Consider the following 16,856-nt stretch of genomic DNA (forward strand, 5'->3'; position numbering starts at 1 on the left):
CATGCTCATTCCCCGTAAGGTCAAGCACCGCAAGCAGCACCACCCCGGACGTTCGGGCGCTGCCACCGGTGGTACCAAGGTCAGCTTCGGCGAGTTCGGCATCCAGGCCATCACGCCGGCGTACGTGACCAACCGCCAGATCGAGTCGGCGCGTATCGCCATGACCCGGCACATCAAGCGTGGGGGAAAGGTGTGGATCAACATCTACCCCGACCGCCCACTGACGAAGAAGCCCGCCGAAACCCGCATGGGTTCCGGAAAGGGTTCGCCGGAGTGGTGGATCGCCAACGTCAAGCCGGGCCGCGTGCTGTTCGAGGTCGCCGGCGTCCCCGAGGAACTCGCTCGGGAGGCGCTCATCCGCGCGATCCACAAACTGCCACTGAAGGCTCGCATCATCAAGCGCGAGGAAGGGGACGCCTGATGTCCGTAGGATCCAAGGAACTTGCCCCCACCGAGCTCGACACGTTCGAGAATGATCGCCTGCTCGACGAGCTGAAGAAGGCCAAGGAAGAGCTGTTCAACCTGCGCTTCCAGTCGGCCACCGGTCAGCTCGAGAGCCACGGTCGCCTGCGCGCCGTGAAGCGCGACATCGCCCGCATCTACACCGTCATCCGTGAGCGCGAGCTCGGCATCCGTGCCACGCCCGCCCCGCTCGAGGTGCCGGTGAAGGCTGCCAAGAAGACAACGGCGAAGAAGGCGGATGCGGCTGAGGCCGAGTCCACCGATGTCGCTCCCGAGGAGAAGAACTGATGGCTGAGGTCAAGGCTGCGGCGCCCAAGAAGCCCGCGAAGACCGCCGCCCCGAAGGCAGATGCCGGACACGAGTCCGCCGCGCACGACGTGCGCGACGAGAACGCCCGTGGCTACCGCAAGCTGCGTCGCGGCTACGTGACGAGCGACAAGATGGACAAGACGATCACCGTCGAGGTCGAAGACCGGGTCAAGCACCCGCTCTACGGCAAGGTCATCCGTCGCACCTCCAAGGTCAAGGCGCACGACGAGCAGAACACCGCCGGCATCGGCGACCTCGTCGTGATCGCAGAGACCCGCCCGCTCTCGGCAACGAAGCGCTGGCGTCTCGTCGAGATCGCAGAGAAGGCGAAGTAACCCATGCTTCAGCAGGAATCCCGCGTCAAGGTCGCGGACAACACGGGCGCCAAAGAGCTGCTCGTCATCCGGGTGCTCGGTGGCTCCGGCCGCCGCTACGCCGGGCTGGGCGACCAGGTTGTCGCGACCGTCAAGGACGCCATCCCGGGCGGCAACGTGAAGAAGGGTGACGTCGTCAAGGCGGTCATCGTTCGCACGATCAAGTCCACCCGTCGCGCCGACGGCTCGTACATCAAGTTCGACGAGAACGCCGCCGTCATCCTCAAGAACGACGGCGACCCGCGCGGCACCCGCATCTTCGGCCCGGTGGGCCGCGAGCTGCGCGACAAGAAATTCATGAAGATCATCTCGCTGGCACCGGAGGTGCTGTAACCCATGGCGAACATCAAGAAGGGTGACCTCGTGCAGGTCATCTCGGGACCGACTCAGGCCCGCGGCGGAGACCGCGGCAAGCAGGGCAAGGTCATCGAGGTGCTCGTCGAGCGCGACAAGGTCATCGTCGAAGGCATCAACTTCGTCACGAAGCACGTCAAGGTCGGCCAGACCCAGCGCGGCACCAAGACCGGTGGCATCGAGACCCACGAGGCCCCGATCCACATCTCGAACGTCGCCATCGTCGACCCCAAGTCGAAGAAGCCCACCCGCGTGGGCTTCCGCGAGGAGGTCGTCGAGAAGGACGGCGTCAAGAAGAAGGTTCGCGTCCGTTACGCGAAGAAGTCCGGAGAGAAGCTCTAATGGCTACCGCAACAGCTGCGAAGGTCGAAAAGGCTCAGCCGCGCCTGAAGCAGCGCTACCGTGCCGAGATCACCAAAGCGCTCACCGAAGAGTTCGGGTTCACCAACCCGCACCAGGTGCCGCGTCTGGTCAAGGTCGTCGTCAACACCGGTGTCGGTGAGGCGGCTCGCGACTCGAAGGTCATCGACGGCGCGATCAAGGACCTCACCCTGATCACCGGTCAGAAGCCGCAGGTCACGAAGGCCCGCAAGTCGATCGCGCAGTTCAAGCTGCGCGAGGGCATGCCGATCGGCGCGCACGTCACCCTGCGGGGCGACCGCGCGTGGGAGTTCGTCGACCGCCTGGTGACGCTCGCCCTGCCCCGCATCCGTGACTTCCGTGGACTGTCGGACAAGCAGTTCGATGGCAACGGCAACTACACGTTCGGCGTGCAGGAGCAGAGCATCTTCCACGAGATCAACCAAGACCAGATCGACCGCGTCCGCGGATTCGACATCACCGTGGTGACGACGGCCAAGAACGACGACGAAGGGCGGGCGTTCCTGCGCCAGCTCGGCTTCCCGTTCAAGGCCGCCGACACCCAGGCGTAAAGCGCCAACGATCAAGCAAGGTCGCGTCGGGGTGGACCCGGGCGCGAAACCGATTGAGATAAGGAACGAACACCCATGACCATGACGGACCCTGTGGCCGACATGCTGACCCGTCTGCGTAACGCCAACCGCGCGTACCACGACGAGGTCTCGATGCCGAGCAGCAAGCTCAAGACCCACATCGCCGAGATCCTCCAGAAGGAGGGCTACATCTCCGGCTGGAAGGTCGAGAAGAACGAGCGCGTCGGACAGACCCTCACGATCGACCTGAAGTACGGGCCGAACCGCGAGCGTTCGATCGCCGGCATCAAGCGCGTGTCGAAGCCCGGCCTGCGCGTCTACGCGAAGTCGAACGAGATCCCGCACGTTCTCGGCGGGCTTGGTGTCGCCATCCTGTCCACCTCCTCGGGGCTCCTGACGGACCGCGGCGCGACCAAGAAGGGCGTGGGTGGGGAAGTCCTCGCCTACGTGTGGTGATTCTCTAATGTCGCGAATCGGACGCCTCCCCATCGAGGTCCCCGCGGGTGTCACCGTGACCATCGACGGCCGTGCCGTCGCCGTCAAGGGCCCCAAGGGCGAACTGAGCCTGAACGTCGCCGCGCCGATCGAGGTCGCCCTCGAAGACGGCCAGGTCGTCGTGACCCGTCCCGACGACGAGCGCGCTTCGCGCTCGCTGCACGGCCTGACGCGCACCCTCATCGCCAACCAGATCATCGGCGTCACGCAAGGGTATGCCAAGGGCCTCGAGGTCGTCGGAACCGGTTACCGGGTGCAGGCGAAGGGCAACTCTCTGGAGTTCGCCCTCGGCTACTCGCACTCGATCACCGTCGACCCGCCCGCCGGCATCTCGTTCGAGGTCGAGGGCAACAACAAACTGACCGTCCGCGGCATCGACAAGCAGGCCGTGGGCGAGGTCGCCGCGAACATCCGCAAGCTGCGTAAGCCCGAGCCCTACAAGGGCAAGGGCGTTCGTTACGCCGGCGAGGTTGTTCGCCGCAAGGCCGGAAAGAGTGGAAAGTAATGGCTACCGTGAGCAAGTCCGCACAGCGCACACGTCGGCACGCCCGACTGCGCAAGCGCATCGTCGGAACGCCTGCGCGTCCGCGCCTGGTCGTGAACCGTTCGGCCCGCCACGTCTTCGTACAGCTCGTCGACGACAGCACGGGCCACACGTTGGCGTTCGCGTCGACGCTCGAAGCAGACCTGCGCGCTTTCAGCGGTGACAAGACCGCGAAGGCCAAGAAGGTCGGCGAGCTGCTCGCCGAGCGCGCCAAGAAGGCCGGGGTGGACGCCGTCGTGTTCGACCGCGGCGGAAACCGCTTCGCCGGTCGTGTCGCCGCGATCGCCGAGGGTGCCCGTGAAGGAGGGCTGAACCTGTGAGCGACGCAACGAACAAGGATGCGACCGAGGTCGAGACCGCTGAGGTCGAAACTGCAGCGGTTGAGGCCACCGAGGTCGAGACGGCTTCGGAAAGCACCGAGACGGTCGCCTCCGTCGCCGGGGGCGCCGCGCTGGAGGCGCCGGAGGGCCAGGTCGTCGAGACCGCCGCCGGCACCGCGCCGAGCACCAACGAGCGCGAGGCCCGTCGCGGGTCGCGCGAGCGTCAGCCCCGTAACGACCGCAACTCGCGGGACCGTGGCGACAGCCAGTTCCTCGAGCGTGTCGTGACGATCAACCGCGTCTCGAAGGTCGTCAAGGGCGGTCGTCGCTTCAGCTTCACCGCGCTCGTCGTCGTCGGTGACGGCAACGGCATGGTCGGCGTCGGCTACGGCAAGGCCCGTGAGGTGCCGCTCGCGATCAGCAAGGGCGTCGAGGAGGCGAAGAAGAACTTCTTCCGCGTCCCGCGTTCGCAAAAGACGATCCCGCACCCCGTGCAGGGCGAGGCCGCTGCCGGTGTCGTGCTGTTGCGTCCGGCCGCTGCCGGTACCGGTGTTATCGCCGGTGGTCCGGTGCGTGCCGTGCTCGAGTGCGCCGGCATCCACGACGTTCTGAGCAAGTCGCTCGGCTCGTCGAACACCATCAACATCGTGCACGCGACCGTCGCGGCGCTGAAGCAGCTCGAAGAGCCGCGTGCCGTCGCCGCCCGTCGCGGGCTGCCGTTCGAGGATGTCGCCCCGGAGCGCCTCGTGCGCGCCGAGGCCGAAGACCTCGCCAACGCGAAGGCAGGTGCCTGATGGCCGCCCGGCTCAAGGTGACCCAGATCAAGTCCAAGATCTCCGAGAAGCAGAACCAGCGTGACACGTTGCGCAGCCTCGGACTGAAGCGCATCGGCGACGTCGTCGTGCGGCCGGACGACAAGCAGAACCGCGGCTACGTGAAGACGGTCGCGCACCTCGTCAAGGTCGAGGAGATTGACTAATGGCTGAAGAGACCACTCCGAAGAAGAAGGCGCCCGCGAAGGCGGCTGCTCCGAAGGCTGCCGCTCCGAAGGCTGCCGCTGAGAAGGCTGCGCCCAAGAAGGATACCGCCCCGAAGGCTGCCGCTGAGAAGGCTGCTGCCCCCAAGGCTGCTGCCGCCGCGAAGGACGACACCGCCGCGAAGCCTGCTGCGAAGGCATCCGCCGCCAAGGCTGCGCCCAAGAAGGATGCGGCTCCGTCGCGTCCGCAGGTGCTCAAGGCTCACCACCTGCGCCCCGCCGCCGGCTCCAAGAAGGAGCGCACGCGGGTGGGTCGCGGTGAGGGCTCGAAGGGCAAGACCGCCGGCCGCGGCACCAAGGGCTCCAAGGCCCGCTACCAGGTGCGCGTCGGCCTCGAGGGTGGCAACCTGAACTCCATCATGCGCGCGCCCAAGCTGCGCGGCTTCAAGAACCCGTTCCGGGTGGAGTACCAGGTCGTCAACCTCGAGCGTCTCGCCGAGCTGTACCCGAAGGGCGGCGACGTCACCATCGGCGACCTCGTCACCAAGGGTGCGGTTCGCAAGAACGAAAAGGTGAAGGTGCTCGGCACCGGCGAGATTGCGGTTAAGCTGAACGTCGCCGTCGACAAGGTCTCGAGCTCCGCTGAGCAGAAGATCGTCGCGGCGGGCGGCTCCGTCAAGTAGCACGCCTTTCAACCAGCCCGATGCGGGCGGCGCTCGACAGCGGCCGCCCGTCGGGCCGGTTAGGCTCAACTTTTCCGTTACTGCAACCCAGGAGGCGTCGTGTTCAGTGCCGTCGCACGAATCTTCCGCACGCCTGACCTGCGGAAGAAGATCGGCTTCTCGCTCGCGATCGTCGCCCTGTTCCGGCTCGGATCGTTCATTCCCGCACCGTTCGTCGACTTCGAGGTCGTGCAGAACTGCCTCACGCCGATCCAGAGCGGGTCGGCCGACGGGGCCGCGGGCCTCTACGCGCTCGTCAACCTGTTCAGCGGCGGGGCGCTGCTGCAACTGTCGATCTTCGCGCTCGGCATCATGCCGTACATCACCGCGTCGATCATCGTGCAGCTGCTGCGCGTCGTCATCCCTCACTTCGAGACCCTCTACAAGGAGGGCCAGTCGGGCCAGGCGCGTCTGACGCAGTACACCCGCTACTTGACGATCGCGCTCGGCGTGCTGCAGTCGACGACGCTCATCACCGTCGCGCGCAGCGGTCAGCTGATCCCGTGTGACCTGCCGCTCATCACCTCGGACGGCGAGACCATCTGGGGCATGCTGCTCATGGTCATCACCATGACCGCCGGCACCGGCCTCATCATGTGGATGGGCGAGCTCATCACCGAGCGCGGCATCGGCAACGGCATGTCGTTGCTCATCTTCACCTCGATCGCCGCGACCTTCCCCGGCTCGCTCACCCAGATCGCGCAGCAGCAGAGCATCGAGGTGCTCGTCATCGTCATCGCGATCGGGTTGGGCATCATCGCGGCCGTCATCTTCGTCGAACAGTCGCAGCGCCGCATCCCGGTGCAATACGCGAAACGCATGGTGGGTCGTCGAACCTACGGCGGCAACAACACCTACATCCCGATCAAGGTCAACATGGCGGGCGTCGTGCCGGTCATCTTCGCCTCGTCGCTGCTGTACCTGCCGTCGCTCATCGCGCAGTTCAACCAGGGCACCGATGGCATCAACCCGTGGTGGGTCGACTGGATCAACAACAATCTCACCAACGGCGGTCACCCGCTGTACATGGTGCTGTACTTCCTGCTCATCGTCGGCTTCACGTACTTCTACGTCGCGATCACCTTCAACCCCGAAGAGGTCGCCGACAACATGAAGAAGTACGGCGGCTTCATCCCGGGCATCCGGGCAGGCCGGCCGACCGCCGAGTACCTCGACTACGTGCTCACCCGCGTGACGCTGCCCGGCTCGCTGTACCTCGGCCTCGTCGCCCTGATCCCCCTGATCGCCCTGGTCGCCATCAACGCGAACCAGAACTTCCCGTTCGGCGGCACCAGCATCCTGATCATGGTCGGCGTCGGCCTCGAGACGGTGAAGCAGATCGACTCGCAGCTGCAGCAGCGGCATTACGAAGGCCTCCTGCGATGACGCGCCTGCTGATCGTGGGGCCCCCCGGAGCCGGGAAGGGAACCCAGGCGGCGCGCATCGCGGAGCACTTCGGCATCCCGACGATCTCAACGGGCGACATCTTCCGCAAGAACATCGCCGAGGGCACCGAACTCGGCACCCAGGTCAAGGCGATCGTGGATGCCGGCGACTACGTGCCCGACTCGCTCACCAACGCGCTCGTCACCGACCGGCTCAATGAAGCGGATGCCGCCGGCGGCTTCCTGCTCGACGGCTACCCCCGCACGACCGACCAGGTGCGTTACCTCACCGAGCTGCTGTCGTCGCACGGTCACGCACTCGACGCCGTCATCCGGCTCGTCGCCGACCAGGACGAGATCGTGCGGCGCTTGCGTCAGCGTGCCATCGAGATGGGCCGGGTCGACGATTCGGAGGAGGCGATCCGCCACCGCCAGGAGGTCTACCTGCGCGAGACGGCGCCGCTCATCGAGCTCTTCCGCGAGCAGGGTCTGCTCGTCGAGATCGACGGCCTCGGTGCGATCGACGACGTCACCGAGCGCATCTTCGAAGCCCTCGCCGCCCGCGGCCTCGAAGTCGCCGCTTAACCCGCCCCGCAGGCCTGTTGGGTCGCCGACTGCATCGATTTGCGTCGAGCGCTATTGGGTGATCCCGCGCCCTCGACGCAAATCAGTGCACTGGGCACGTTCAGACCGGGTTGCGCCGCACTTTGCGAATTGTTCCGCGCGAATCGTGCGGAACACGCAAATTGAGGACCAACGCCGCACACCTGGAAGGATGGCGCGGTGACGAACGAGCGGGAGCGGCGGTTCTACCCGCCCTGGGGTCCGACGGCGGCGAACGCCGACGCGCTCAACGCGCTGACTGCGGCTGATCGGGATCCGGATCTCGACGAAAAGCTGCTCGCGGCCGGAATGCGCAAGTACCGCCTGCGTGGAGTCGTCACGTACCCGCCGAGCAACCCGTATCGGTGGCTCCTCTTCGCGGCCATGTGCGTTCCGCTTGGCTTCCTGGCCCTTTGGGTCGGGGTTCCCCGCGGTATGCCCTTCGAAAAAGCACTCGCCTTCGCGATCGGCATGTGGGTTTTCGGTGCTCTGATCGCCACGATCCCGACGCTTTCGCTGCGGATGTGGCACCGGCTGCGCCGAATCGCACTCGATCACGTCGCAGTGACGGGCGGAAAGCTGCCGCACGAGTTGAATTGGCTCATCTGACCCACGTCACGTCACGACCTACTCATCGATCAGCCGCACCAACTCGTCGATGTAGGCGGGGAAGTCGGTGGATGCCCGCAGCAGACGTTGCACGTCGGCGCGGTCGCTGAAGACCTCGACGAACTGCTCGAAGACGGTCTGGAACGAGGCGCGGTCCTTCGCGCTGAAAGCGACGAGCGCGACGACCTGCACGGTCGCGTCGCCCCAGGGGATCGGGTTCTCGTAGAGGGCGATCGCGATCGCCGTGCGCTTCGCCGACATCGTGAGGGCGTGGGGCACGGCGAGCCACTCGGTGAACGCGGTCGACGAGATGCGCTCCCGGTCGAGCACCCCGGCGAGGTACTCGTCGTCGATGATGCCGCGCTCGCGCATCCGGTCACCGAGCACTCGGATGACGGATTCCGCATCGCGCTCATCCAGGTCGCGGTAGAACAGGGCGTCGTCGAAGTAGAGCAGCAGTTCGTCGGTGATCGCCCGGCGACGACGCTGGCGACGGATGCGTGTGATCGCGCCGCGCACGGCATCCAAATCGGCGTCGGTGGGCAGGGGTTGCACGATGACGACGTTCGCCGGACGCACCTCCCATGGCACCGTGGAGATGACGAGGTCGGCGTGCAGGTCGGCCGGGTCGACGTCGGTGCGGGTGAGCACCCGGTCGATACTCGCCTCGTCGCCGAGGGTGGGAAGGATGCGGCGCTGAAGCAGGTCGGCGATGTCGTGGTAGCCGGGGCTCACCAGCACGCAGGTGAGGCGCTCGCCGTGCGTCGCTCGCCGCTCGAGATGGGAGCCGATGTGCAGGGCGATGTAGGCGATCTCGTCGTCGCCGATCGTGATCTCGAACTCGCGCTGAATCTCGGCCGCGACGAAGACCGCGAGCTCGTAGGTGAGCGGGTACGACGACTTGATGGTTCGCGCGAGCGGGTTGGGGTTGCCCACCCCGTCGCGGGCGCGGATGACGAGGTTGCCGACGTGGGCACCGAGCCGGGTGAGGAAGTCGTCGTCGTCGAGGTCGACGAGAAACTCCTCCTGGGCGTGGTCGATGATCGTGCGCACGACTGCGACGTGCTCCCCGACCTCGTCGCGCGGCGTGAGGCGGGTGCCGGCCCGCGTGGTGAGCAGAGTGGTGAGCGCGGCGAGCTCCCCGGCGGGCAGGCGGGTGCCGAAGCGTGCGACGACGAGACGGTCGAGGTCGCGCGCGACGGCGTCGTCGGGTTCGGGGGCGTCGTCGGCCAGCGACGAGCCGCGTGATCGTTCGACGGCGATCGCGGTATGCAGCAGCACCCGGTCGAGACCGAACTCGTTGATCGCGTAGCCCTGTCGTTCGAGCACCGCCATCACGTCGGTCTTGAAGCCGGAGAGGTCGTCGATGCCGAACGCCTCTTGCACGCGTCGCAGGTCGACGAGCCCGTGCGCCTGCTCGTCGGAGAACAGGCGGCTGACCAATCGCCGGTGGCCGGCATCCGGGCCGTCGAGCCGCACGTGGTCACCCTCGCGCACCAGCTCCAGGCCCGCTTCGCGCGCGAGCGCCCGCACCTGCCGCAGGTCGGCTTCGATCGTCGACGAGCTGACGAACAGCGAGTCGGCGAGGTCGTGCACGTCGAGTTCCACTCCGGCGTGGGTGAGCCGGGTCACCAGGAAGGTGACGCGCTCGCGGGGTGTGCCTGCGACAGCCGAGGTGCGGTCGCGCGCCGCGTATTCGGCGTGGGCGTCGCGGTTGAGGCGGTAACCGTCGGGGGAGGAGTGGATGACGTCGAGCGGCGCAGCGGCGACCTTGATCGCGGTCACGTAGCTGCGCACCGTGCGGGTCGAGACGCCGAGATGCTCGGCGATCTCGCTCGCCGGCGTCCACCCCTCCGAACGGGAGAGGTAGGTCAGCAGCATCGGTGACTTGTCGGCCATCTCGCGAGCCACTCAACCATGGATGCGACATGCGGCGCGACGGAGCCCGCACTTCCGGGGGTGCGGAAGGGAATCTGGTGGAGCCTGCCTATGCCGCTTCGGGACACTGGCAGAGCAATCCGGTTCGACATCGCAAGGAGGCGACATGACGACCATCGTGCTCGTCTGCGCTGCCGGGGTCTCCGGCACCTTCCTCGCCCGTCGCATCGCTCCGTCTCTCCCCGATGTCGAGTTCGTCGTCACCACCGAGCACGCGCTCGAGGACGCGCTCGCCGGTGCCGACGCCGTGCTCATCGCTGCTCAGCTGGCCTCCGCGGAGGACGCGATCCGCCTGCGCGCCGCGCCGCGACCGGTCGCCGTGCTTCCCGCCGACGCGATGGCGCCGGCCGGCAGCATCCTCGCCGTCGACGCGGTCGACGCCCTCGTGCAGTCCATCGCCGCACCACCCCCGCAAAGGAGCACCGACAATGTCTGAGCGCACCGTCGTCGTCGCGTCGAGCCACGGGCTGCACGCCCGGCCCGCCGCCCTGTTCACCCAGACCGCCGCGAAGGCGGGCGCCGCGGTGAAGCTCACGAAGGGCGATCGCACCGTCGACGCCGCGAGCATCCTCGGAGTCATCTCGCTCGGCATCGACCACGGCGACGAGGTCGTGCTCACCGCCGAAGGTGAGGGTGCCGACGAGGCGCTCGACGCCCTCGAGGCGATGCTGCTCGAGGACCACGACGCGTGACGGAGCTGCGAGGGATCGGTGTCGGCCGCGGGATCGCGGTCGGCCCGGTGCTGCGCATGCCCGATCCGCTGCCCGACCCGCCGACGACCCAGAGCACCCTCGGTCCCGACGCCGAGAAGGAGCGCGTCACCCACGCGCTCGCGGCGACCGCCGACGACATCCGGGGGCGCGCCGCGAAGGCGGGCGGCAAGGCCGGCGAGGTGCTCGAAGCGCAGGCGCTGATGCTCGACGACCCGATGTTGAAGACCGACGTGGATGCCCGCATCGACACCGGGGCGACCGCTGAGCGGGCCGTGCACGAGGCGTTCGGCGTCTTCCGCGACATGCTCGCCGGGATGGGCGAGTACATGGCCGCCCGCGTCGCCGACCTCGACGACCTCTCGCGCCGCGCGGTGGCCCGCCTCTCCGGGGTCGCTGCTCCCGGCATCCCGCAGAGCGACACCCCGTTCGTGCTCGTCGCCCGCGACCTCGCGCCCGCCGACACCGCCCTGCTCGACCCGGCTCTCGTGCTCGCGATCGTCACGAGCGACGGCGGCAAGACCTCGCACACCGCGATCCTCGCCGGCGAGAAGGGGCTGCCCGCGGTCGTCGGCACCGCCGGGGCACTCGAGATCGCCGAGGGCGCGACGGTGATCGTGGATGCCGGCGCCGGCCTGGTCGACGTCGACCCCACCGCGGATGCCGTGGCCGCCGCCGAGCAGAAGGTCGCCGACCGCGCGGCGCGGGTGCACGTCACCGGCCCGGGCGCGCTCGCCGACGGCACCGCCATCCCGCTGCTGGCCAACCTCGGCTCATCGGATGGCGTCGCGGCGGCGGTCGCCGCCGGCGCCGAAGGTGTCGGACTCTTCCGCACCGAGTTCCTGTTCCTCGATTCGTCGACCGCCCCGACGGTCGAAGCACAGAAGGAGGCGTACTCGGCCGTGCTCGCCGGCTTCCCCGGCAAGAAGGTCGTCGTGCGAGCGCTCGACGCAGGCGCCGACAAGCCGCTCTCGTTCCTCAACGACGCCCCCGAGGAGAACCCCGCGCTGGGCCTTCGCGGCATCCGATCGTTGCGGGCGAGTGAACACATCCTGCGCGACCAGCTCACCGCCCTCGCCCAGGCGGATGCCGAGACCGACGCCGAGGTCTGGGTGATGGCGCCGATGGTCGCCACCGTTGACGAGACCCGCTACTTCACGGCGCTGGCGCACGAGCTCGGCCTGAAGACCGCCGGGGTCATGATCGAGGTGCCCGCGGCCGCGCTGCTCGCCGACCGTATTCTCGCCGTCACTGATTTCGCGTCGATCGGCACCAACGACCTCACCCAGTACACGATGGCGGCCGACCGCATGCTCGGTTCGGTGTCCGGATTTCAGGACCCCTGGCATCCGGCCGTTCTGCGCCTCGTCGACGAGATCGGCGCCGCGGGAACCGCGCTCGGCACGCCCGTCGGGGTGTGCGGCGAGGCCGCCGCCGACCCGAAACTCGCCGTCGTGCTCGTCGGCCTCGGTGTGACGAGCCTCTCGATGTCCGCCCCGGCTATCGCCGACGTGCGCGACGAACTGGCCCGCTGGACTCCCACCGGAGCCCGCGACGCCGCCCGCCTCGCCCTCGCCGCGGAGGACGCCGCCGGCGCCCGAACCGCGGTCGAGGTTCTCACCCCCGCTTGACCCATCCCGCTTCACAGGCCCTGCAACCCCACACAAAAAGGAGAAACACAATGACGACGACGTCATCGACGGCCAGCCCCGGCCGACTCGGGCAAACCCGGGTCGGAGTACAGAGGTTCGGCTCGTTCTTGTCGAACATGATCCTGCCCAACATCGCGGTGTTCATCGCGTGGGGCATCATCACGGCGTTCTTCATCCCGACCGGGTGGACCCCGAACGAGACCATTGCGGCGCTCGTCGGGCCCATCCTGTTGACGCTCATCCCGGTCCTGATCGCCTACACCGGTGGCCGCATGGTCTACGGCGTGCGCGGCGGCGCGGTCGGCGCGCTCGTCGCGATGGGCGTCATCGTCGCCGAGCCGGATCGCGTCATGATCCTCGGTGCGATGATCGCCGGCCCACTTGCCGCGTGGATCCTCAAGCAGATCGAGAAGCTGTGGGCGGGCAAGGTCCGCGCCGGCTTCGAGATGCTCGTCGACAACTTCTCGGCCGGCATCATCGGGTTCGGGCTTGCGATCGCAGCCTTCTTCGGTCTCAGCAAGCTCGTGGTCTGGATCAGCGACCTGTTCGGCGGCGCGGTCGGCTTCCTCGTCGACAACGGCCTCTTGCCGCTGGCGAGCATCATCGTCGAGCCGGCGAAGGTGTTGTTCCTCAACAACGCGATCAACCACGGCGTCTTCACGCCGCTGGGCGCCGAACAGGCTGCCGAGACCGGAAAGAGCATCTTCTTCCTCATCGAGGCCAACCCCGGCCCCGGTGCGGGTCTGCTCATCGCGATCATGGTCTTCGGCGTGGGCGCGGCCCGCGCGACGGCACCCGGCGCGTTCATCATCCACTTCTTCGGTGGCATCCACGAGCTGTACTTTCCGTATGTCATCGCCAAGCCGATGCTCATCCTCGCGATGATCGCCGGTGGCGCGACGGGTGTGCTGACGAACGTGATCTTCGGGTCGGGTCTGCGAGCTCCGGCCTCGCCCGGGTCGATCTTCGCAATCCTGTTCCAGACGGCGCAGGACAGCTACGTCGGCGTCATCTTGTCGGTCATCCTCTCGGCCTCCGTGACCTTCCTGGTCGCCGCAGTGATCCTGCGGGCGAGCCGCAAGCGCGACCTCGCCGACGCGGATACGGCGTTCAGCGACGCGATCGCGCAGACCGAGGCGAACAAGGGCAAGTCGAGCGCGGCGCTCGCCGGGCTCGCTGCCGCGGCTTCGGGCGGAGCGATCTCGAACATCGTGTTCGCGTGCGACGCGGGAATGGGCTCGAGCGCGATGGGCGCCACGGTGCTGCGCAAGAAGCTGAAGGATGCCGGCGTCACCGGGGTGACGGTCACCAACAAGGCGATCGCCAACCTCGACGGCACGGCCGATCTCGTGATCACGCAGAAGCAGCTGACCGATCGCGCGAAGAAGCAGGAACCGAACGCGGTGCACGTCTCGGTGGACAACTTCATGAACAGTCCGGCTTACGACGAGGTCGCTGCGACCGTCGCCGAAAGCCAGAAGGCCACGAAGTAGCCAGCGCGCAATAATCAGCAGCGCGCAGGATGAGTGCGGGGCGGTGGATACCTCTCCCGCCCCGCACTCTCTCCCCGCACCCTTCGGGAAGGACCCCCAATGACCGACGTGCTCGACCTCGACCGCATCAAGCTCTCGGGCGATGCCCGAACCCGTGACGACGCCATCCGAGAGGTGGGCGCCCTGCTCGTCGACTCGGGTGCCGTCACCCAGGCGTACGCCGACGCGATGTTCGACCGCGAAGCCGCGGTGTCGACCTATATGGGCAACCTCCTCGCGATCCCGCACGGCACCAACGAGGCGAAGGACGGCATCCTCAGCTCGGCCCTCGCGATCATCCGCTACGACGAGCCGCTCGACTGGGACGGCAACCCGGTGCGGTTCGTCGTCGGCATCGCCGGCAAGGGCGACGACCACCTCGGCATCCTCTCGGGTATCGCGATCGCGTTCAGTGACGAGGCGACGGTCGAGAAACTGGGCGCCGCGGCGACGCCGCAAGACCTCGCCGACCTCATCGATCTGGATGCCTGAGAGGCGCGCATGATCGCCGTCCACTTCGGCGCCGGAAACATCGGCCGCGGCTTCATCGGGCTGCTGCTGCACGAAGCCGGCTACGAGGTGGTCTTCGCGGATGTCAACGCCGAGCTCATCGGGGCGCTGCAGGCCACCCCGTCGTACCGGGTGATCGAAGCCGGGGCTGGCGGTGTCGAGAAGACCGTCACCGGATACCGGGCGATCGACTCGGGCGTCGATCCCGACGGGCTGGTCGCCGCCATCGCTGCCGCGGATGTCGTCACGACGGCGGTCGGCCCCAACATCCTCAAGTTCGTCGCCCCGGCGATCGCGGCCGGCATCCTCGCTCGCCCCATCTCGGCCGGGCCGCTCGCCGTGATGGCGTGCGAAAACGCCCTCGGGGCGACGGATCTGTTGCGGGCCGAGGTGCTGAAGCACGCGCCGGCCGCGGAGGTGGGGGTGCGGGCGGTGTTCGCCAACACCGCCGTCGACCGCATCGTGCCCGAACAGTCGACGCCAGGGCTGGATGTTCTGGTCGAGCCGTACTGCGAGTGGGCGGTGGAGTCGGCGGCGTTCGGGTCGGCCGTGCCGCCGATCCCGGGTGCGCACTTCGTGCCCGATCTGGCGCCGTACATCGAGCGCAAACTCTTCACCGTCAACACCGGCCACGCCACGACCGCGTACTACGGGCGGCTCGCCGGTCACGCCACGATCGCCGCCGCCCTCGCGGATGGCGCGGTGCGTTCGTCGGTCGAGGCGGTGCTCGGAGAGACGGCCGAATTCCTGGTGGCAAAGCACGACTTCGCGGCGGTCGAGCAGCGTGCGTATCTGGAGAAGACGCTCGAGCGGTTCTCGAACCCCGCGATCGACGACTCCGTGGAGCGCGTCGGGCGGCAGCCCATCCGCAAACTTTCGAGGAACGAGCGTTTCGTCGGTCCGGCATCCGAGATCGCCGAAGCCGGGGGAGCCGCGACAGCGCTGCTCGGCGCCATGGCCGCCGCGCTGCGCTTCGACGCTCCCGGCGACGAGGAGGCCATGAAGCTTCAAGGGATGCTGCGCGACGGCACCGACATCGTCGCCTCCGTGATGGGTCTCACCCCCGCCGACGCCCTCTACGAGTCCGCCGCCACCACCGTGGAGTCCGTGCGCGGGTCGCTCTGACCACGTTGCTCCGCCGATTGCGCATTGCTCCGCGGGAAACATGCGGCGAAACGGGCAATCCGAGGAGCAAGTCGCGTCCAGTAGCGTGTGCACACGTGAGGGAGGGTGCAGGGTGGCAAAGCCGGACTTGATGCGTCGGATGAGCATTACGGCAGACCTTGAGCCGGGCTTTGTTGATGCCGCAATCAGGGGCGCTCTCGTGCGACGGCGCGGGAGGCCGGCCGAGCCGGCACGCCCGGGATGGCGAGCGTTCCAGCTCGGTTCGGCGTTGTCATTTCGGATCTGGGGAATCTGGGGCCTGAACGGTCACCGGCGGCTGCCGTTGATCGCATCCTGGTGGGCGACGCTGGCTGGCTCGGCAAGCGAGGTCGACATCATCCTGGCTAGTAACGAGGGCTGGTATCTGACCTATCCGGAGTTCGGGCTGCGCAAGTTCGAGCAGCACCTACATGAGGTCGAGCGCGACATCCGTGCTGCCTTGGGCCACCCCGATCTCTGACCAACCGCCCACTGCTGCTGATTTGCGTCGAGCGCAATTGGGTGATTGCGAGCACTCGACGCAAATCGGGGCACTGGGCACGGGGTGCCGCAACGAGTGGATGCGAAAGGTGCTCGGATGGCGTAAGGTTGACCCTTGGTGCCTTGTGGCGGCTTCGGCCTGCCCGTGCACCAATCCACCCCGCAGATCAGCAAAGCACTAGTAGAGGTATGGCGAAAAAAGACGGCGTCATCGAGCTTGAGGGCTCGGTGCTGGAGGCTCTGCCGAACGCGATGTTCCGCGTGGAGCTCACGAACGGGCACAAGGTGCTCGCTCACATCTCCGGCAAGATGCGCCAGAACTACATCCGGATCCTTCCGGAAGACCGCGTGGTCGTCGAGCTCAGCCCGTACGACCTCACCCGCGGCCGCATCGTCTACCGCTACAAGTAAGCCGAGCTGAGAAGTAACGGCCTTCGGGTCTCGACACGCGGCTTCGCCGCTACTCGACCACCGAGGGAACGATGACAGCGAGAGAAGAAACATCATGAAGGTCAACCCGAGCGTCAAGCCGATCTGCGATCACTGCAAGGTGATCCGCCGCAACGGCCGCGTCATGGTCATCTGCAAGTCCAACCCGCGTCACAAGCAGCGCCAGGGCTGAACCGGAGGTCGACACCGCGTAGCGGTCTCGACCGCAGGTTCAGGGTCGAGTAGCGCCGCGAAGCGGCGCGTGTCGAGACCTCCCGAACACAATTCAATACATCAAGCGTCACCAAGATCCTCCCGGTCTCGACACGCCGCTG

At 67.4% G+C, this 16,856-nt stretch carries 25 protein-coding genes; 24 read left to right on the forward strand and 1 reads right to left on the reverse strand.

Features of this window, described 5'->3' with window-relative positions:
* Window position 1 precedes the first annotated feature (1 nt).
* The 15 genes from rplP to WBL06_RS13765 all read left to right on the forward strand — a co-directional run bounded on the left by rplP (window position 2) and on the right by WBL06_RS13765 (window position 8,106).
* Entirely contained in the window at window positions 2–421 is a 420-nt protein-coding gene (rplP, locus tag WBL06_RS13695; protein WP_424456968.1) for a 50S ribosomal protein L16, read from the forward strand.
* Entirely contained in the window at window positions 421–750 is a 330-nt protein-coding gene (gene rpmC / locus WBL06_RS13700; RefSeq protein WP_424456970.1) for a 50S ribosomal protein L29, read from the forward strand. Before rplP ends, rpmC begins: the two co-directional genes overlap by 1 nt.
* Window positions 750–1,106: a 30S ribosomal protein S17 gene (gene rpsQ, locus WBL06_RS13705; protein WP_424456972.1), complete on the forward strand. Its 357-nt coding sequence runs from the start codon at window positions 750–752 to the stop codon at window positions 1,104–1,106. Before rpmC ends, rpsQ begins: the two co-directional genes overlap by 1 nt.
* A gap of 3 nt (window positions 1,107–1,109) precedes the next feature.
* Window positions 1,110–1,478, forward strand: a complete 369-nt coding sequence (gene rplN / locus WBL06_RS13710; RefSeq protein ID WP_424456974.1) for a 50S ribosomal protein L14 — start codon at window positions 1,110–1,112, stop codon at window positions 1,476–1,478.
* A 3-nt stretch (window positions 1,479–1,481) separates the two neighbouring features.
* The gene (gene rplX, locus WBL06_RS13715; RefSeq protein ID WP_424456976.1) at window positions 1,482–1,841 is read left to right on the forward strand and encodes a 50S ribosomal protein L24; all 360 of its coding nucleotides are present in this window, start codon (window positions 1,482–1,484) and stop codon (window positions 1,839–1,841) included.
* Complete coding sequence (gene rplE / locus WBL06_RS13720; protein WP_424456978.1) at window positions 1,841–2,431, forward strand: 50S ribosomal protein L5; 591 nt, start codon at window positions 1,841–1,843, stop codon at window positions 2,429–2,431. Before rplX ends, rplE begins: the two co-directional genes overlap by 1 nt.
* Window positions 2,432–2,506: 75 nt before the next feature.
* A complete protein-coding gene (gene rpsH, locus WBL06_RS13725) occupies window positions 2,507–2,908 on the forward strand; it encodes a 30S ribosomal protein S8 (protein WP_424456980.1) in 402 nt (133 codons plus the stop codon).
* Between the two features lie 7 nt (window positions 2,909–2,915).
* The gene (gene rplF, locus WBL06_RS13730) at window positions 2,916–3,452 is read left to right on the forward strand and encodes a 50S ribosomal protein L6 (RefSeq protein WP_424456981.1); all 537 of its coding nucleotides are present in this window, start codon (window positions 2,916–2,918) and stop codon (window positions 3,450–3,452) included.
* Window positions 3,452–3,811, forward strand: coding sequence for a 50S ribosomal protein L18 (rplR, locus tag WBL06_RS13735; protein ID WP_424456983.1), 360 nt, complete (start codon window positions 3,452–3,454; stop codon window positions 3,809–3,811). Before rplF ends, rplR begins: the two co-directional genes overlap by 1 nt.
* 131 nt (window positions 3,812–3,942) lie before the next feature.
* Complete coding sequence (gene rpsE, locus WBL06_RS13740) at window positions 3,943–4,605, forward strand: 30S ribosomal protein S5 (RefSeq protein WP_424457017.1); 663 nt, start codon at window positions 3,943–3,945, stop codon at window positions 4,603–4,605.
* Window positions 4,605–4,790, forward strand: coding sequence for a 50S ribosomal protein L30 (gene rpmD, locus WBL06_RS13745; protein WP_191283567.1), 186 nt, complete (start codon window positions 4,605–4,607; stop codon window positions 4,788–4,790). Before rpsE ends, rpmD begins: the two co-directional genes overlap by 1 nt.
* Complete coding sequence (rplO, locus tag WBL06_RS13750) at window positions 4,790–5,470, forward strand: 50S ribosomal protein L15 (RefSeq protein ID WP_424456985.1); 681 nt, start codon at window positions 4,790–4,792, stop codon at window positions 5,468–5,470. Before rpmD ends, rplO begins: the two co-directional genes overlap by 1 nt.
* 99 nt (window positions 5,471–5,569) lie before the next feature.
* Window positions 5,570–6,895 (forward strand): preprotein translocase subunit SecY, encoded by a 1,326-nt coding sequence (secY, locus tag WBL06_RS13755; RefSeq protein WP_424456987.1) that lies wholly within the window; start codon window positions 5,570–5,572, stop codon window positions 6,893–6,895.
* Window positions 6,892–7,479: an adenylate kinase gene (locus WBL06_RS13760; RefSeq protein WP_424456988.1), complete on the forward strand. Its 588-nt coding sequence runs from the start codon at window positions 6,892–6,894 to the stop codon at window positions 7,477–7,479. Before secY ends, WBL06_RS13760 begins: the two co-directional genes overlap by 4 nt.
* Before the next feature lie 198 nt (window positions 7,480–7,677).
* A complete protein-coding gene (locus WBL06_RS13765) occupies window positions 7,678–8,106 on the forward strand; it encodes a hypothetical protein (protein ID WP_424456990.1) in 429 nt (142 codons plus the stop codon).
* Window positions 8,107–8,124: 18 nt separating this feature from the next.
* Here WBL06_RS13765 and WBL06_RS13770 read toward each other — a convergent pair whose 3' ends face one another.
* Window positions 8,125–10,005, reverse strand: coding sequence for a BglG family transcription antiterminator (locus WBL06_RS13770; RefSeq protein ID WP_424456992.1), 1,881 nt, complete (start codon window positions 10,003–10,005; stop codon window positions 8,125–8,127).
* A 145-nt stretch (window positions 10,006–10,150) separates the two neighbouring features.
* On the opposite strand from WBL06_RS13770, the gene WBL06_RS13775 reads away from it, so the two are divergent.
* From WBL06_RS13775 to rpmJ, 9 genes are all read left to right on the forward strand, one after another.
* A complete protein-coding gene (locus tag WBL06_RS13775; protein WP_424456994.1) occupies window positions 10,151–10,480 on the forward strand; it encodes a hypothetical protein in 330 nt (109 codons plus the stop codon).
* The gene (locus WBL06_RS13780) at window positions 10,473–10,736 is read left to right on the forward strand and encodes an HPr family phosphocarrier protein (RefSeq protein ID WP_424456995.1); all 264 of its coding nucleotides are present in this window, start codon (window positions 10,473–10,475) and stop codon (window positions 10,734–10,736) included. Before WBL06_RS13775 ends, WBL06_RS13780 begins: the two co-directional genes overlap by 8 nt.
* Window positions 10,733–12,385, forward strand: coding sequence for a phosphoenolpyruvate--protein phosphotransferase (ptsP, locus tag WBL06_RS13785; protein WP_424456996.1), 1,653 nt, complete (start codon window positions 10,733–10,735; stop codon window positions 12,383–12,385). The genes WBL06_RS13780 and ptsP overlap by 4 nt, the downstream gene beginning before the upstream one ends.
* Before the next feature lie 50 nt (window positions 12,386–12,435).
* Window positions 12,436–13,899: a PTS mannitol transporter subunit IICB gene (locus tag WBL06_RS13790; protein WP_424456997.1), complete on the forward strand. Its 1,464-nt coding sequence runs from the start codon at window positions 12,436–12,438 to the stop codon at window positions 13,897–13,899.
* Window positions 13,900–13,998: 99 nt separating this feature from the next.
* Complete coding sequence (locus WBL06_RS13795) at window positions 13,999–14,430, forward strand: PTS sugar transporter subunit IIA (RefSeq protein WP_424456999.1); 432 nt, start codon at window positions 13,999–14,001, stop codon at window positions 14,428–14,430.
* Between the two features lie 9 nt (window positions 14,431–14,439).
* Window positions 14,440–15,573: a mannitol-1-phosphate 5-dehydrogenase gene (locus tag WBL06_RS13800; RefSeq protein ID WP_424457001.1), complete on the forward strand. Its 1,134-nt coding sequence runs from the start codon at window positions 14,440–14,442 to the stop codon at window positions 15,571–15,573.
* Window positions 15,574–15,685: 112 nt separating this feature from the next.
* A complete protein-coding gene (locus tag WBL06_RS13805) occupies window positions 15,686–16,072 on the forward strand; it encodes a hypothetical protein (protein ID WP_424457003.1) in 387 nt (128 codons plus the stop codon).
* A gap of 209 nt (window positions 16,073–16,281) precedes the next feature.
* Window positions 16,282–16,503 (forward strand): translation initiation factor IF-1, encoded by a 222-nt coding sequence (infA, locus tag WBL06_RS13810; protein WP_191283558.1) that lies wholly within the window; start codon window positions 16,282–16,284, stop codon window positions 16,501–16,503.
* Between the two features lie 94 nt (window positions 16,504–16,597).
* Window positions 16,598–16,714, forward strand: a complete 117-nt coding sequence (gene rpmJ, locus WBL06_RS13815; RefSeq protein WP_055821300.1) for a 50S ribosomal protein L36 — start codon at window positions 16,598–16,600, stop codon at window positions 16,712–16,714.
* Window positions 16,715–16,856: the final 142 nt, after the last annotated feature.

This window comes from Pseudolysinimonas sp., from assembly GCF_049651805.1.
GTDB lineage: Bacteria > Actinomycetota > Actinomycetes > Actinomycetales > Microbacteriaceae > Pseudolysinimonas_A.

What these genes read in the sequence shown, in the direction of transcription:
- rplO (WP_424456985.1), top strand. Translation starts at nt 4,790, where the DNA reads ATGGCTGAAGAGACCACTCCGAAGAAGAAGGCGCCCGCGAAGGCGGCT.
- rpsQ (WP_424456972.1), top strand. Translation starts at nt 750, where the DNA reads ATGGCTGAGGTCAAGGCTGCGGCGCCCAAGAAGCCCGCGAAGACCGCC.
- rplX (WP_424456976.1), top strand. Translation starts at nt 1,482, where the DNA reads ATGGCGAACATCAAGAAGGGTGACCTCGTGCAGGTCATCTCGGGACCG.
- rplR (WP_424456983.1), top strand. Translation starts at nt 3,452, where the DNA reads ATGGCTACCGTGAGCAAGTCCGCACAGCGCACACGTCGGCACGCCCGA.
- WBL06_RS13780 (WP_424456995.1), top strand. Translation starts at nt 10,473, where the DNA reads ATGTCTGAGCGCACCGTCGTCGTCGCGTCGAGCCACGGGCTGCACGCC.
- WBL06_RS13775 (WP_424456994.1), top strand. Translation starts at nt 10,151, where the DNA reads ATGACGACCATCGTGCTCGTCTGCGCTGCCGGGGTCTCCGGCACCTTC.
- WBL06_RS13770 (WP_424456992.1), bottom strand. Translation starts at nt 10,005, where the DNA reads ATGGCCGACAAGTCACCGATGCTGCTGACCTACCTCTCCCGTTCGGAG.
- rplF (WP_424456981.1), top strand. Translation starts at nt 2,916, where the DNA reads ATGTCGCGAATCGGACGCCTCCCCATCGAGGTCCCCGCGGGTGTCACC.
- rplE (WP_424456978.1), top strand. Translation starts at nt 1,841, where the DNA reads ATGGCTACCGCAACAGCTGCGAAGGTCGAAAAGGCTCAGCCGCGCCTG.
- rpmJ (WP_055821300.1), top strand. Translation starts at nt 16,598, where the DNA reads ATGAAGGTCAACCCGAGCGTCAAGCCGATCTGCGATCACTGCAAGGTG.
- rplP (WP_424456968.1), top strand. Translation starts at nt 2, where the DNA reads ATGCTCATTCCCCGTAAGGTCAAGCACCGCAAGCAGCACCACCCCGGA.
- WBL06_RS13790 (WP_424456997.1), top strand. Translation starts at nt 12,436, where the DNA reads ATGACGACGACGTCATCGACGGCCAGCCCCGGCCGACTCGGGCAAACC.
- WBL06_RS13800 (WP_424457001.1), top strand. Translation starts at nt 14,440, where the DNA reads ATGATCGCCGTCCACTTCGGCGCCGGAAACATCGGCCGCGGCTTCATC.
- rpmD (WP_191283567.1), top strand. Translation starts at nt 4,605, where the DNA reads ATGGCCGCCCGGCTCAAGGTGACCCAGATCAAGTCCAAGATCTCCGAG.
- WBL06_RS13760 (WP_424456988.1), top strand. Translation starts at nt 6,892, where the DNA reads ATGACGCGCCTGCTGATCGTGGGGCCCCCCGGAGCCGGGAAGGGAACC.
- infA (WP_191283558.1), top strand. Translation starts at nt 16,282, where the DNA reads ATGGCGAAAAAAGACGGCGTCATCGAGCTTGAGGGCTCGGTGCTGGAG.
- rpsH (WP_424456980.1), top strand. Translation starts at nt 2,507, where the DNA reads ATGACCATGACGGACCCTGTGGCCGACATGCTGACCCGTCTGCGTAAC.
- rplN (WP_424456974.1), top strand. Translation starts at nt 1,110, where the DNA reads ATGCTTCAGCAGGAATCCCGCGTCAAGGTCGCGGACAACACGGGCGCC.
- rpmC (WP_424456970.1), top strand. Translation starts at nt 421, where the DNA reads ATGTCCGTAGGATCCAAGGAACTTGCCCCCACCGAGCTCGACACGTTC.
- WBL06_RS13795 (WP_424456999.1), top strand. Translation starts at nt 13,999, where the DNA reads ATGACCGACGTGCTCGACCTCGACCGCATCAAGCTCTCGGGCGATGCC.